Here is a 15,391-nt window from a genome sequence, read left to right as displayed (position 1 = left end):
TATTTTCCTGTGGATCATTTAGTGATAGATGGTATAAAATGGGAGTGTATAATAGAGTACCAACGGATATTTACAAGGTTGAATTGGGAAAGGCAATAACGCCTGAGATGGTTGATAAGGTACTTTCTACCGGAGAATACGATTTAATAACTGTAACTCATAATGAAACTTCAACGGGAATAACAAATCCTATAGAAGCTATTGGAGAAGTTGTTAAAAAGTATGACGATATAATTTATTGTGTAGACGCAGTAAGTTCAGCAGGTGGAATAAAAATAGAGGTCGATAAATGCCATATAGACATATGTATTACATCAGTCCAAAAATCACTTGGACTGCCACCAGGTATGTCGATATGTACATTTTCTGAAAAAGCAATGAGGCGAGCTCAAAAAGTGCCTTTTAGAGGTGTATACTTTGATTTATTAGCAATGTATGAGTACATTATAAATAAAAATCATCAATACCCTTCAACACCATCTCTTTCACATATGTTCGCTTTAAATTTCCAATTAGATCAAATCTTAAAAGAAGGCCTAGATAACCGTTTTAAAAGACATGAAGAAATGGCAAATCTGGTAAGAACCTGGGCTAAAGATCACTTCAAAATTTATACTGATACAAATTACCTATCAAATACACTTACAGTTATAGAAAATACAAAAGGTATAAGTGTATGTGAATTAAACCAAAAACTACAGGAACGAGGATTTGTTATAGCAAATGGTTATGGAGACCTTAAAGAAAAGACATTTAGAATCTCTCATATGGGTGATTATACAGTAGATGATATAGAAGAATTATTAAAAAATATAAATGATATATTGGAGCTTAGATTATAATAGCTAAGCTTTAATATATAGATATAAATTTAAAAAATCGTAAATTATAAATTTAATTGGAGGTAGTTATGTAGTGTTCAATATTTTAGTGACTGAAGGACTAGGTGAATATGAAATAAATAAATTAAGATTATTAGGGTTTAATATAATAGATAGGTATTATGAAGATCATGAACTAGGCAAAGTGCTTAAGGTTGTGGATGCATTGGTAGTTCGTTCAAAGAATAAAATAACAAGAAAAATAATTGACGAGGCATGTGAAGGTAAGAGATTAAAACTAATTGTAAGGTCTGGTGTGGGTCTTGATAATATTGATGTAAAGTATGCTGAGGATAAAGATATAACAGTTATTAATACACCTAATGGCAGTACAAGATCTGTTGCAGAGCTTACTATAGGACAGATAATTACAATTTCAAGATTTATAAATATATCAAATATAACTATGCGAGAAGGCATATGGAATAAAAATAAGTATGTTGGTATTGAAATATATGGAAAAACTTTAGGCATTATAGGAATGGGAAGAATAGGTAAAGCTGTAGCCGAAAGGGCTTATTCATTAGGAATGAGAATTATATATAATGATATACTTGGAGAAATGGAAGGTTGTAATAAATATATGTATACTACATTAGATGAAGTATTATCAGCCTCAGACTTTTTAACTATACACATTCCTTATGAAAAAGAAAAAGGATATTTAATTACTAAGAAAGAAATAGATAAGATGAAAGATGGAGTTTACTTTATAAATCATGCCAGAGGTAAACTAGTATGTGAGTTAGATTTACTGACAGGATTAAATAACGGGAAAATAGAGGCTGCAGCTTTAGATGTATTTGAAGATGAACCAAATATAAATATGGAGTTAGTTAACCACCCTAGAGTTTCACCTACGCCTCATATAGGCGCATCAACTTTTGAAGCTCAAAATAGGATATCTGAAGAAATAGTAAATATTATAACAGAATATTTTGGATTAGATAGTAATACAGATATAGCTTTATAAAGTAATGAACTATATATAAATGATAGGAGGGGGATTATGGCAATAATAAGACCTTTTAAGGCAATAAGACCAAAAGAATCATTGGTTGACAAAGTTGCATCACTTCCATATGATGTTATGAATACTAAGGAAGCAAGAGAGATAGTAAATAGTAATATGTATTCGTTTTTACGAATAGATAAAGCTGAAGTTGAATTAGATAAGAATATACATGAGTATGATGAGGAAGTATATGTTAAAGCTAGAGAAAACTTAAAGCAGTTTATAGAGAATAACATATTAATTAGAGAGTCAAAAGAGTGCTTATATATATATCGTGAGATAATGGATTCAAGGCCACAAGTAGGTATTGTAGCCTGTGTTTCAGTAGATGATACAATGAATAATATCATAAAGAAACATGAGTATACAAAGCCAGATAAAGAATTAGATAGAACTAACTATATAAAATATTGTAATGCGAATACAGGAACAATACTTCTTACCTACAAAAATAAAGAAGAAATAGACACATTTATTAGCAAATATATAAATGTTAATGAATCTATATATGATTTTATGACTGATGATAAAATACAGCATACTGTATGGAGAATATCTGAAGATGATGATATAGAATATTTGGTAAGTAGATTTAAAATGATAGATTATCTTTATATAGCTGATGGACATCATAGATCAGCTGCAGCTGTAAATATAGCAAAGAAATTAAGGAAGGAAAATCCTAATTATATAGGTGATGAAGAGTTCAATTACTATCTGGCTATGATAGCACCGGCTGAAAATTTATTAGTTTTAGATTATAACAGAGTGGTAAGAGATCTAAATAATCTTACAGAGGAAGAACTTATAAGAAAAATAAGTGAGAGATTTAAAATAAGTAAAATGGATGGTAAAGAAGAGTATAGGCCAAGTAGAGAAGGAATATTTGGTATGTATTTAAATAATCAATGGTATGAAGTTGAGATTAATAATGATGTTAAGAATAACATAGATCCAGTAAAAACATTAGATATATCAATTCTCCAAGAGTATATTCTATCACCTATACTAGGTATTGATAATCCTAGAATAGACAAAAGAATAGACTTTGTAGGAGGGATTAGAGGAATAAAAGAACTAGAAAGAAGGACTAATGAAGATATGAAGATAGCCTTTGCTATGTATCCTACAAGTATGGAAGACTTAATTAAAGTAGCTAATGAAGGTCGAATAATGCCAGCTAAATCAACATGGTTTGAACCTAAGGTAAGGTGTGGACTATTTATTCATGAGCTAGATATATAAATAGAAAAAGCTATCGATTTAAGTTTTACTCTTAATGCGATAGCTTTTTATTTAATAAAATATATTAAGCAGCTTGATTTTGATTTTCTACGCTAGCTTTTCTTTCTTTGTTTAACTTATTCATACCGATAGATGCTAATATTAATGATCCATAGCATATAACTATGAATACTAATATTGCAGACCAAGCCATTTCGTAGCTGAACTTATCAACTAAGAAACCGAATACTGCTGAACCTGCAGCAAATCCTATAGCAAAGAATATTTGAACAGTACCTAATATAGCACCGAAATCTTTTTGTCCAAAGAATGAACCTGTAAGTATAGAAGGTCCCATCATGTAAGCAAATACTGATAAACCTTTTAATGCAGCAAATACGAATGCTAATTGTGCTATATGGCTAGAGAACATTAAAGCAGCACAAGAAATAAATGCTAATACAGCTGCAACCATAAGACCTTTAGTAACACCTAATTTATCGAATATTATACCACCAAATAAGTTTCCGCCTAAAGAGAATAAAGCAAATATTGAACCAACATAACCAACTATAGAATGGTCTATAGATAAGTGAACTTTTAAGTAAGCTGGGTATTGAACTGCTAAAGCAGATACATACATACCTAAGAAGAATAAACCAAATCCGAATAACCAGAAGAATTTAAGGTTTTTAGCTTCTTTAAAAGTATATCCCCAATCAACTTTGTTAGATTCTTGAGTAGTAGCTTCTTTTGTATCTCCTTTTTTAGTTCCTTTAACTATTTCACTATCATTCTTAGGCATTCTTAAGAATAATAAAGTTATAGGTACACCAACTATTAATGATAAAGCTCCGAACATTAAGTAAGATTTACTAGAACCGTTAGCAGCTAATGAAGAAGCTGTTAATGATTGTAAGAATATATTACCTATAGATCCACCAGCAAAAGCAAGACCCATAGCTTTACCTTTAGATAACTCATCGAACCATCCGTTTATTAAAAGAGGTACCCCTATTGAAGATATAGCAGCTGTACCAACTTGTACTACACCAGCAACAAGGTAGAATTGCCATAATTCTGTACACATAGAGAATGCTAAGAATCCTCCACCAGAAAGTACACATCCAGCTAAGAACATAACTTTCGTGTTTATTTTGTTGAATAACATACCTATTATAGGAGATGCTATAGCAGATACTACAGTACCTAATGTGAATATTAATGAGAATCCAGCTAATGTGAATCCGTGTTCTTGTACAACGTAACTAACGAATTGAGGTTGTATGTTTGATGCAACACCAAATGGTATCGCTTGTATAAGCATACATGCAACAACTATAAGCCAACCAGTTGCGAACTTTTTCTTTTTGTTTTCACTCATGAAAATCTCTCCTTTTGTAAAACACTACTGTATTAAATTTTTTATTAGATTTTAAATAGCATAAAATGTGTAATCATAATAGCGATTTTGTAAATAGGCGCTAAATAACAAGAACATAATTAAGGCTATGAGATTATAATAACAAAGAAAAATAGAAAAAAATGTGAACTAAAATGAAAATTGTTGAATAAATTAGAAAAAAACATGAAAAAATTTAAGGTAAAACTTAATATAAAAATTACAATATTCTACAAAAACTGCAGAAATCCAAAAATATAATTTGATAAAGGTTTAAATAGTGTTATAATGACATATTATAATAAGTAATAATATAGAAGGCATTATATATAAGCGAAAGAAGGATGTGATAAAAGTTGAAAAATATGACATTTGGCCAGTTGTTAGAAAAATTTTTATATTTATCTAATCAGAAAAAGAGTTCCTTGGCTAAAGAAGTAGGATATGACATATCATATATAAGTAAATGGATTAATTCAAAGAATTTACCGAGTACTAAAAATATTAATAAGATATGTAAAGTTATATCTGAATTTATAGTGGATTCTCTTACAGAAGATACCATCGAAGATTTGATTAAGTACTTTGAAATATATATAGATGAAAATGAGAATAAAGAAGCATTTTTATTGAAATATATTGAAAGATCTCTAAAAGATGCATATTTAAATACGACTGGGAATTCAATACCAAATATACCTAAAGATACTTTCTCGCAAGAAAGTTACAATAGTATTTCACATGTGAATCCCAAGTTGAGAAAGAAGTATTTATTTAAAGAGATGAATTCATATATAAATAAAGATGAAAAGATAAATATGGTAATAGCATCTAACTTATTTGATACTAGTAAGGAAGAAAAAATGTCTTTAGCTGATATGAAAGAAACTCTTTATAGCTATGGAAAAAATGAAAACTTGAAAGTCAAGTTTTTAACTGGTCTTAAAAATAACGGTCCAGACTTTTTATTTAATACTATGTTAATATTAAATTTAATATCGTCTCATCCATCTTTAGACTTTAGAATTTATAATTGTACGGTTAGCCCTAATACGGGGATATTTGTAATTAAAAATAAAATTATGTATGTTGGATTATTTAGAAATGATGGTATATGCATATTAAGCAATATGTCTAAAGAAAAACCTGTTGTAGATGAGCTATACTATAGTTTGGAAGATATAATAAAGAATCAAGGAAATGCAATAACATCAAGGAAATCAGCTAGCTCAATAATAGAAGATAATACTTATATGGAATATATAATGGGTCATGACTTAAGATGGTTAATAGGGAATATGAATGAATTTTTCATGCCAGAAGATTTATTTATGGAAGTTGCAGAAATGTTATTTGGAGATAAACCACAAATAATAAATGAATTAAAAAAGATAAATATCTTTCTTCAAAATGTAACATATAAGTCTAAATTGAAGGTATTAATATATGAATCGGAACTAAGAAAATATATATCTTCAGGAGAATTATTATTCTTTAATAAACCTGTGACACTAACATTTAAACAAAGAGAAAGACACATAAAATATATAGAAAAGATACTAAATGAATCAGAAGATGTAGAAATAAGATTAATTGATGGTAAAATTATTGATGAATTACAAGGTGATTCAAATTCATCTTTATACTTATCTAGAAACTTAAAACTTATAAAAACTCATCCCGAAAAAGATGCTGATGACTATGCAATAATAATGGATAATGACTTTAAAAGTGTGTGCAACAGCTTGTTCTATATTTTATGGGATGATAAAAAAGATATAGTTGTAGATGATAAAGAAGATATACTACAAAGAATTTCAAAATCAATAAGTTATACAAAGATAATAAATGAAAATTTCAATGAATATTAGGAAAAAGTTTTTATTACCAATATTTACCTTGAATAACAAAGGATAAAAAATAAAAAAATAAATTAAAATACTATTGACTTTTACTTATAAAAATTGATAGACTAGAAAATGTAAATAGGCGTTTCTTAAAATTGTACAAGTATATTATTAATGGTGGCTGATTATTAATTAGTCAACCATGAATTAGTGTGCTGTATTATTTTAAGACAATGCCTATTTTTTTTAGGTGAATATATACATGAATATAGTTAAGTTATAAATTATTAAGACTGCAATTAAATAAAAATATATATAATCAAAGAGGAGAATATTTAAATGTCTAATGTTTTATTACAACTTGAACATGGAATAACTGCAATATCTGAAATGATATGGCCAGTATTTTTACCGTTCATACTATTAGTTGGTGCTGTGACATCAATAAGAACTATATTCATGATACAAAAGAAGGCTACTAAGCCTGCAAAGTTAAATCTTAAAAATGTTATAGGTCCTGCTTCTATATCATTAGGAGCAATGATAGGTACAGGAGCAATAATCGGTGTTCTTGGAGCATTATCTAAACTTGCTGCATCAGGAGAGACAAACATAGAAGCAATGGCTATATGGGCGTTAATAGGAGCTTGTATAATGGTTCCAGTTTCTTATGCAGAAACTTTAAACTCAAAAATAATGAATAAAACTCCAAAAGAGTATATATCTTCATTAATATCACCTAAATTAGGTATGTTATATGCTGTATGTTTTGTTGCATTAGCAGTATTTGGATTTGGTGGATTCCAATTTAGTGGTATATCTTCAGTTACTGATATAGTAGCTAATAAATTTGGAAGAGCATTAACTCCAGTACAAATTTATATGTTTATAGTAATACCAGTAATAGCTGTAGTTGCTGCATTAGTTTTATCTAAAAAGCATGAAATATTCATGGGAGCAATGACTTATATGATAGGAACAGCAGTTGCAGGATACTTTATATTCTTTACAATGTTCGTTATAAAAACTGGTAGTTATATACCAACATACTTCTCTAACTTAATGGAAGGTATGATGAATCCAGTTAATGGATTTGCCGGTATAACTTTAGGATTTGTATTAGGGATGCAAAAGATAATACAAACTGCAGAAACAGGATTAGGAGCATTAGCAATGGCTGCTCAAGAATCAGATGCTGAGCCAAGAGAAGCTGCGATGATATCTTTAATACCTACAGTAGTTACAGTTGTTGTATCTATAGTAGTTACATCTTATATAGCATCTTATGGGTTAAACAATGGAATAATAGAATTCCCAGCAGATGCAGTAACTAGGTTATCTCAATACTTTGCAACAGCAGAGTCAGTTACAGGTATGTTTGGATTAGTAGTATTATGTTTATTTACTGTATTATCAGCTTTAACTACAATACTAGGATCTTACTACTACATGACAAAGTTATTTAAGCAAAATCATATAAATAAAAACATAGCTATATACTTAACTTTAATCATATCAGCAGGAACATTAGCTGTATTTGGGGCTAATGTTGTATTTGAAGCTGTTGACTTATTATTATTCGTACTTTCTGGAATAAATGTAACTGCATTAGCTATATTTACATTCAAGAAGTGGGAAGCATACAAATTAGATAATACTGCTGCTGAAAATAAAGCGGCATAATATTATATAAGTATTACTTTTAGAATTTTGAATTTTAAAAGTAATACTATTTTTAACCACAAAGGGAGAGACATTACAATGAAAAGAACTATTTATTTCAATGGTAAGGTAGTTACAGTTAATGATAACAATCCTACAGCAGAAGCAGTTTTAGTTGAAAATGGAAAAATAATAAAAGTTGGAAGTGATGATGAAGTATTATCATTAAAAGATGAAAATACTGAACTTGTAGACCTTGAAGGGAAAACGATGCTTCCTGGATTTATAGACCCACATGGGCATGTAGTAGCTACAGCTCAAACTTTAATGATAGTTACTTTAGGAGATGTTACTTCAAGAGAAGAATTATTGGCTAAATTAAAGAAAGAATTAAAAGAAAACCCTCCTCAAGGAGATAAATGGCTAATAGGATTTGGATACGATAATACAAAATTTGAAGATGGTCAGCATCCTACAAAATTTGATTTAGATACAGTAAGTAAAGAAATACCTATAACTGTGTCTCATGCATCTGGACACTTAGCTAGTGTTAACTCAAAAGCTTTAGAGTTATATGGATATTCAGGAGAAGATTATGTAGTGCCAGAAGGTGGAGTTGTAAGAACTGTATCTCCTGACTCTAAAGAAGCAAATGGAGTTTTAGAAGAAAATGCTATACTTGATAGCGAAAAGAAGAAGATTGTAATATCTCCGGGATTTGAAGATGTTCTAAGAGCTGTTGAAAGAGTACAAAAAGTATATGCGTCTTTAGGTGTAACGACTACTCAAGATGCTTCTGTTGAATTATCTAATGGATATACTTATATATTAGACACTTGTGCAAATACTGGTAAATTAATAATAGATATACTTGGATTAGCAACTCAACCAGTAACAACTCAACTTATGACAGATGAAGGTACTCCAAAGAGAGAATACAAAAATCACTATAAGTTAGCTGGAGGTAAGACTTGGTTAGATGGTTCTCCTCAAGGATTTACAGCTTGGTTAAGTGAGCCTTATCATGTTGTGCCTGAAGGACAGTCTGCTGATTATTGTGGATATGGAACTCAGACTGATGAGGTTGTAACTCAATATTACGTTGATTGTATAAATCTTAATATACAAGTTCATACTCATGTAAATGGGGACGAAGCATGTGCTCAATTCTTAAGATGTTACAAAAAGGCAATGGAGATAACAGGACATGGTGCTGAATTAAGACCAGTTATGGTTCACTGTCAAGCTTTAAGAAAAGATCAATTAGAAGATGTTAAGGCTGTTGGAGCTGTACCTACATTCTTTAATGACCATGTAAGATTCTGGGGAGATTTACATCATGACCAAGTATTTGGACCAGAAAGAGCTCAAAATATATCTCCGATAGGTTGGGCGTTAGAAGAAGGTATAAAGTTTACTTTACACCAAGATCCACCAGTTAAGATGCCTAATCAAATACTTGCTATACACACTGCAGTAAACAGAACTACAGAGAGTGGAAGAGTATTAGGAAAACATCAAAGAATATCAGTAATGGAAGCTATAAAAGCTGTAACGATAAATGGAGCTTACCAATACTTTGAGGAAGATACAAAAGGTTCTATAGAAGTTGGAAAGTTAGCAGATTTCGTTATACTTGATAGAAACCCATTAGAAGTTAATGTTGAAGAGTTAGAAACTATAAAAGTTCTAGAAACTATAAAAGAAGGAAATAGAATTTTCAAAGCAAACTAAATAGCAACTAAATATGCTAGTTAGATGAATTATAAGTTTTTAGAACGTGCATATAAAGGGCTATTATCATAAATATATAAGTTGTGATGATAGTCTTTTATTTATGTAAAATAGTTAAACGATACAAGCTTATGCTATTATGCAATAAGCATAAGTGCAAGTTAAAAATATTTTTAAAAATACGAACTATTAAAAATACTAAAGAATAATATGAAATCATTGGAAAAATCTACTCTATATTGTATAATTGTAATATTGCCTAAGTAGTACAAGTGATAGTTTTTTAAAAATAAAACGAAACTTTAGAAGAGTTATATTTAATATATTTCGTATAAAAAATAGATTTAATTTGATACAATCATAGGATTATTAATATCCATATCATAAATATAGAAAATGCGTTGGTGTTATTTATCAGCGCTCTATTTATGGATTGATTATAAATTTGAAGTTATAAAATTAAGATTGGAGGCAAATTAGTGAATAATGTGTTGACTTACTCTCAGGAAATTTTTAGAATCGTGTCTAGTATTTCTTGGCCAATTTTTATTCCGTTTTTATTGTTAGTAGGAGCTTATATATGTATACAAGTTGCATTTAATCTAAAATCTCTTGTGAATACAGAGTATAGATTGAATTTAAAGTCTATTATACCTAGAGTGTCAATTTCTCTAGCGTCAATAATTGGTACAGGAACTATAGTCGGTTTTTTAGGTGCATTAAGCAAGCTCTCTATAAATGGACAGATATATGTAGAGTCTATTGCTATATGGGCTTTGGTAGGTGCGGTAATATTAATACCTATATCATATTGTGAGACTCTGATAGCTAAGGTAGTAAATATGTCACCTAAAGAATATATACGAGTATTTTTATCTAAAGGTGCATCAAAGGTATATGTAGTTGCATTGATTCTTTTATATACATTTGCAATAGGAGGAGTTCAGTTTAGCGGTATTGATGCAGTAATGATAAATATACTAGAATATAGTGGAAAAATTAACTTAATAGAGATTCAGAGATATTTATATATAGTAATTCCTATAATAGGTGTAGTTATAGCTATAGTTCTAAAGAATAAGCAGGATGTATTTATAAAGTTTCTTATATCAATGATACTAATATTTATTGCAGCATATTTTGTAGTATTTGGTCTATTTACATATAAGACTTCAAGCTATATACCTTTATTTATAGAAAAAATGATTATAGGAATGAAAAATCCTGTATCAATGTTATTTGGGATACCACTAGGACTAATATTTGGAATACAAAGAATTATACAGATAGCAGAACCAGGACTTGGAACTTTAGCATTGGTAAAAGTAGGGTCTGATTCAAATCCTAGATTAGCAGCGATGATATCTTTAATTATTACAAGTATTTTAGTGGTAATATCCATTGTAGTAACTTCGTATATAGCATCATATGGAATAAATGAAGGAATTATAGATTTTTCTCAGCCGGGTGTACTAAAGCTGGTATCATACTTTAATACAGTTGAAAGTGTAACAGGATGGTTTGGAATAATAATATTATTTATTTTTATAATTTTATCAGCACTTACAACTTTACTGGGAGGATATCTTATATTAAATAAGCTACTAGAAAATAACAAGGCAAATAACATAATCTATGCTACTCTTTTACTATGTGGTGGAGCTCTTGCTATATTTAAAGTTGATATGATGTCTTACATTTTAGAAATTTTAATTCTTATTGTAACGTCTTTAAATATCACTGCATTAGTTGTATTTGTAGAGTTTGAATTGAGTAAATATAGAATAAAAGAACGTGAAATTAAGGAAGTTGCATAAAACAACTTAGGGAATTATATACAAAATATACGAATATTTAATATAACCGACAACTTTGTGTACTAAATAGCTAAAATTAAAATGAAAGGGAAAAGAAAGTATGACAAACAAAACGTTTAGCATTGAAGATAATAAACTCTTACAATATGGAGTTATGGCATTTGGAATTATTTTATGTGCAGTTGGCATAAATGGATTTCTTACACCTGCTAATTTACTTAGTGGTGGACTAGCTGGTATTTGTGTTATATTAAATAACTTATTCGGTATTAATCAAGGTATAGCAAGTTTCTTAATGAATATACCTATTTTCTTATTATCTAATAAATACTTTGACAAAAGATTTTTAATAGTAAGTTTTATAAATATGTTTTTATTCTCTATTGCATTGGGGGCTACTCAAGACTTATATAGATATGTAAATATCAATGATACTATGCTACAGGCTATATATGGAGGGCTTTTAAATGGAGCTGGTATGGGTCTTATATTTAAGGCAAAAGCATCTGCAGGTGGGCTAGATATAATTGCTGCTGTATTTAAAACTAAATTTGGGATATCTATGAAAGATACATTCTTATTTGTTAACTTTTTTATAGTGTGTGCAGGCGGGTTTTTATTTGGTCCTAAATTAGTAATGTACACATTAATATCTATGTACATAACATCTGTTGCTATGGAATTAACTAAAGATTCCTTTGATAAGAAGAAATCTATACTATTGATATCTGAGAAAAATGAAGAGATAGCACAAGAGATTATGAAAGAGATGAAAAGTGGAGTTACATTCTTAGATGCAGAAGGTGCTTATACACATGCTAAAAAGAAGATAATATATTGTATAGTGTCTTCTGGGGATATGGCTAAGCTTAAAGATTTAGTATATAGGATAGATCACAATGCATTTATTTCTGTAAACAATGTGGAGGAAGTAAGGGGTGCAGGATTTAAAGAGAAGTTCTTATAAATCTATATAGATTTAAAATACAAAGTGTCGGAGATTTCGACACTTTTTTAATTCTTTTTTTAATAACAATTAAAGTTTTTGCTTTTTAGTGATATAATTATATATCAAGATTATAAAATGTCGATTTGATTTCTTTTATGGAAATAAGGGTATAATAAATTTAACGATGATTAAGCAGGTGATATATATGGAAAATAAATTTTTACCAATATGCAAACAAGATATGATAGATAGAGGATGGGATGAGCTTGATTTCGTGCTAGTTACAGGAGATGCTTATGTAGACCATCATAGTTTCGGGACTGCAATAATATCAAGAGTATTAGAAGATGCAGGATACAAGGTAGGGATAATAGCACAGCCTAACTGGAAAACTACAGATGATTTTATGAAACTTGGTAGACCGAGACTTGGATTTTTAGTTAATTCAGGTAATATGGACTCAATGGTAAATCACTACTCTGTAAGTAAAAAGCAAAGAGAAAAGGACCTTTACTCTCCAGGTGGTAAGATGGGTTGTAGACCGGATAGAGCAGTAATAGTTTATTGCAACAGAATAAGAGAAGCTTACAAAGATATACCAATTGCTATAGGTGGTATAGAAGCTAGTTTAAGAAGATTTGCACATTATGACTATTGGAGTGACAAAATGAGAAAGTCTATTCTTATAGATAGTGGTGCAGACTTACTAATATATGGTATGAGTGAGAAGCAAATAATTGAAGTCGCAGACGCTTTAAATAATGGATTTGATCCAAAATATATTAGACATATAAACGGAACATGTTATATGGCAGATAGTTTAGATGAAATATATGAAGATTATGTACTACTTCCATCATACAAGGAAATTTGTGAAGATAAAGCAAAACATGCAAAATCTTTTAAGCTTCAACATGATGAACAAGATCCATATAGAGGAAAAGCAATAGTAGAGCCATATGGAAATAAATTTTTAGTACAAAATAAGCCGGAAAAACCTTTAAATAGAGAAGAGCTAGATGCAGTTTATGCATTACCATATCAAAAGACGTATCATCCTATTTATAAGGAAATGGGTGGAATACCAGCTATAGAAGAAGTTAAATTCAGTGTAGTAAGTTCAAGAGGGTGTTTTGGAAGTTGCTCATTCTGTGCAATAACATTCCATCAAGGTAGAGCGGTACAAAGTAGAAGTCATGAATCGATAGTAGACGAAGCAAAATATATTACTACACTTCCCGACTTTAAAGGATATATACATGATGTAGGCGGACCTACTGCGAACTTCAGACAAGAGGCGTGTAAAAAACAAATAACAAAAGGTGCATGTAAGAATAAACAATGTCTACACCCTGAGCCATGTAAAAACTTAACTGTAGATCACACAGATTTTATAGATTTACTTAGAAAAGTAAGAAGTATACCTAATGTTAAAAAGGTATTTGTACGTTCTGGTATAAGATATGACTATGTTATGGCTGATAAAGACAATAAATTCCTTAGAGAGTTAGTAAAACACCATGTTAGTGGTCAGTTAAAGGTTGCACCAGAACATATTGCAGAAGAAGTTTTGGATTATATGCAAAAACCAGCTGGAAATACTTATGATAGATTTAGACAAAAGTTCTTTGCTATAAATGAACAATTAGGTATGAATCAATATTTAATACCATACTTAATGTCAAGTCACCCGGGTTCTACACTAAATAGTGCAATAGAGTTGGCAGAGTACTTGAGAGATACGCATTATCAACCAGAGCAGGTTCAAGACTTCTATCCTACACCAGGAACACTATCAACAGTAATGTTCTATACAGGACTAGATCCTCTTACTATGAAGCCTGTATATGTACCTAAGTCAAAAACTGAAAAAGCTATGCAAAGAGCACTGCTTCAATACAGAGCACCTAGAAATTACGATTTAGTACAAAATGCATTAGTAGAAGCGGGAAGAGAAGACTTAATTGGATTTGGAGCAAGATGTTTAATAAAGCCTAGAGATGAAAGAGGTTATGGAAATAGGCCTTCTAACTCTAGAAGTAATGGACAAAAAAACGCAAATGGAAGAAATACGAAATCTAATAACAACTCTTCTAAAGGAAATAATAAACAACAAGATAGTAGAAATTCAAAAGGAAGCTTTAAACAAGACAGTAAAGCTTCTAGAAGTAGTAATACTAAAAGGAAAAAAAGATAAATATACAGATGTATATTTCATGATATATAGTCAAAAACTATAAATAAAAATGATCTCAAATATATGAGGTCATTTTTATTTATATGAATGAAATGTTGCAAAATCGACTAATATTGACAAAAAAAATGATAAGATATATACTAGAAGTTGCGTGAAATTTAAAAAAATGAAATATTTTAGAACTGAAATAGCGAGGTAGATAAGTATGAACAGCAATAAGTTTTCAATAAAAACTATAGTTGCCATAGGTATAGGAGCTGCAGTTTTCATGATATTAGGAAGATTTGGATCTATACCTAGTGGAATACCGAATACTAATATAGAAACATCATATGCATATCTTGCATTAATGGCGATAATGTATGGTCCATTAGCTGGACTTTTAATAGGTCTTATTGGTCATGGTCTTAAGGACTTAGTATTTTATGGTATGCCATGGTTTAGTTGGGTAATAGCATCAGGTGTTGTTGGTGTTGTTATAGGTCTAGCATGGAAAAAAATAAATATTGATGATGGTGACTTCTCAAAGAAAAAAATAGTATTATTTAATATTATACAAGTTATAGCTAATATATTGGCATGGTTTATTGTGGCTCCAGTACTAGATATAGTAATATATGCAGAGCCATCTAATAAAGTATTTTTACAAGGGGCTATAGGTGG

General features: G+C 29.8%; 11 protein-coding genes. 10 read left to right on the top strand and 1 reads right to left on the bottom strand.

The genetic code is table 11. The features are described from left to right. From CHL78_RS17015 to CHL78_RS17005, 3 genes are all read left to right on the top strand, one after another. On the top strand, window positions 1-842 hold an 842-nt coding region (locus CHL78_RS17015; protein WP_147295840.1), incomplete at its 5' end, for a pyridoxal-phosphate-dependent aminotransferase family protein. Between the two features lie 73 nt (window positions 843-915). After that, entirely contained in the window at window positions 916-1,854 is a 939-nt protein-coding gene (locus CHL78_RS17010) for a D-2-hydroxyacid dehydrogenase (protein ID WP_094369668.1), read from the top strand. A gap of 36 nt (window positions 1,855-1,890) precedes the next feature. Further along, window positions 1,891-3,141, top strand: a complete 1,251-nt coding sequence (locus CHL78_RS17005; protein ID WP_094369669.1) for a DUF1015 domain-containing protein — start codon at window positions 1,891-1,893, stop codon at window positions 3,139-3,141. A 64-nt stretch (window positions 3,142-3,205) separates the two neighbouring features. Here CHL78_RS17005 and CHL78_RS17000 read toward each other — a convergent pair whose 3' ends face one another. Then, a complete protein-coding gene (locus CHL78_RS17000; protein ID WP_094369670.1) occupies window positions 3,206-4,504 on the bottom strand; it encodes a conjugated bile salt MFS transporter in 1,299 nt (432 codons plus the stop codon). A 383-nt stretch (window positions 4,505-4,887) separates the two neighbouring features. On the opposite strand from CHL78_RS17000, the gene CHL78_RS16995 reads away from it, so the two are divergent. The 7 genes from CHL78_RS16995 to CHL78_RS16965 form a co-directional block, all read left to right on the top strand. Beyond that, entirely contained in the window at window positions 4,888-6,393 is a 1,506-nt protein-coding gene (locus tag CHL78_RS16995; protein ID WP_243446471.1) for a helix-turn-helix domain-containing protein, read from the top strand. A gap of 315 nt (window positions 6,394-6,708) precedes the next feature. Then, complete coding sequence (locus tag CHL78_RS16990) at window positions 6,709-8,052, top strand: alanine:cation symporter family protein (RefSeq protein ID WP_094369672.1); 1,344 nt, start codon at window positions 6,709-6,711, stop codon at window positions 8,050-8,052. Window positions 8,053-8,130: 78 nt separating this feature from the next. After that, complete coding sequence (locus CHL78_RS16985) at window positions 8,131-9,765, top strand: amidohydrolase (RefSeq protein WP_094369673.1); 1,635 nt, start codon at window positions 8,131-8,133, stop codon at window positions 9,763-9,765. A 479-nt stretch (window positions 9,766-10,244) separates the two neighbouring features. Next, window positions 10,245-11,582: a hypothetical protein gene (locus CHL78_RS16980; RefSeq protein ID WP_094369674.1), complete on the top strand. Its 1,338-nt coding sequence runs from the start codon at window positions 10,245-10,247 to the stop codon at window positions 11,580-11,582. 100 nt (window positions 11,583-11,682) lie between these two features. Next, on the top strand, window positions 11,683-12,549 hold the full coding sequence (locus CHL78_RS16975) for a YitT family protein (RefSeq protein ID WP_094369675.1): 867 nt from the start codon (window positions 11,683-11,685) through the stop codon (window positions 12,547-12,549). A gap of 187 nt (window positions 12,550-12,736) precedes the next feature. Next, complete coding sequence (locus CHL78_RS16970; protein WP_094369676.1) at window positions 12,737-14,728, top strand: YgiQ family radical SAM protein; 1,992 nt, start codon at window positions 12,737-12,739, stop codon at window positions 14,726-14,728. A 205-nt stretch (window positions 14,729-14,933) separates the two neighbouring features. Continuing rightward, the coding region (locus CHL78_RS16965; RefSeq protein ID WP_116041621.1) for an ECF-type riboflavin transporter substrate-binding protein at window positions 14,934-15,391 on the top strand (458 nt) is incomplete at its 3' end.

Origin of the sequence: Romboutsia weinsteinii (assembly GCF_002250835.2) — a bacterium.
Taxonomy (GTDB): Bacteria; Bacillota; Clostridia; order Peptostreptococcales; family Peptostreptococcaceae; genus Romboutsia_A; species Romboutsia_A weinsteinii.
The sequence above is the reverse complement of the archived record's forward strand: the minus strand, read 5'-3'. Positions and strand labels throughout refer to the sequence as shown.

What these genes read in the sequence shown, in the direction of transcription:
- CHL78_RS17005 (WP_094369669.1), top strand. Translation starts at nt 1,891, where the DNA reads ATGGCAATAATAAGACCTTTTAAGGCAATAAGACCAAAAGAATCATTG.
- CHL78_RS17000 (WP_094369670.1), bottom strand. Translation starts at nt 4,504, where the DNA reads ATGAGTGAAAACAAAAAGAAAAAGTTCGCAACTGGTTGGCTTATAGTT.
- CHL78_RS16995 (WP_243446471.1), top strand. Translation starts at nt 4,888, where the DNA reads ATGACATTTGGCCAGTTGTTAGAAAAATTTTTATATTTATCTAATCAG.
- CHL78_RS16990 (WP_094369672.1), top strand. Translation starts at nt 6,709, where the DNA reads ATGTCTAATGTTTTATTACAACTTGAACATGGAATAACTGCAATATCT.
- CHL78_RS16985 (WP_094369673.1), top strand. Translation starts at nt 8,131, where the DNA reads ATGAAAAGAACTATTTATTTCAATGGTAAGGTAGTTACAGTTAATGAT.
- CHL78_RS16975 (WP_094369675.1), top strand. Translation starts at nt 11,683, where the DNA reads ATGACAAACAAAACGTTTAGCATTGAAGATAATAAACTCTTACAATAT.
- CHL78_RS16970 (WP_094369676.1), top strand. Translation starts at nt 12,737, where the DNA reads ATGGAAAATAAATTTTTACCAATATGCAAACAAGATATGATAGATAGA.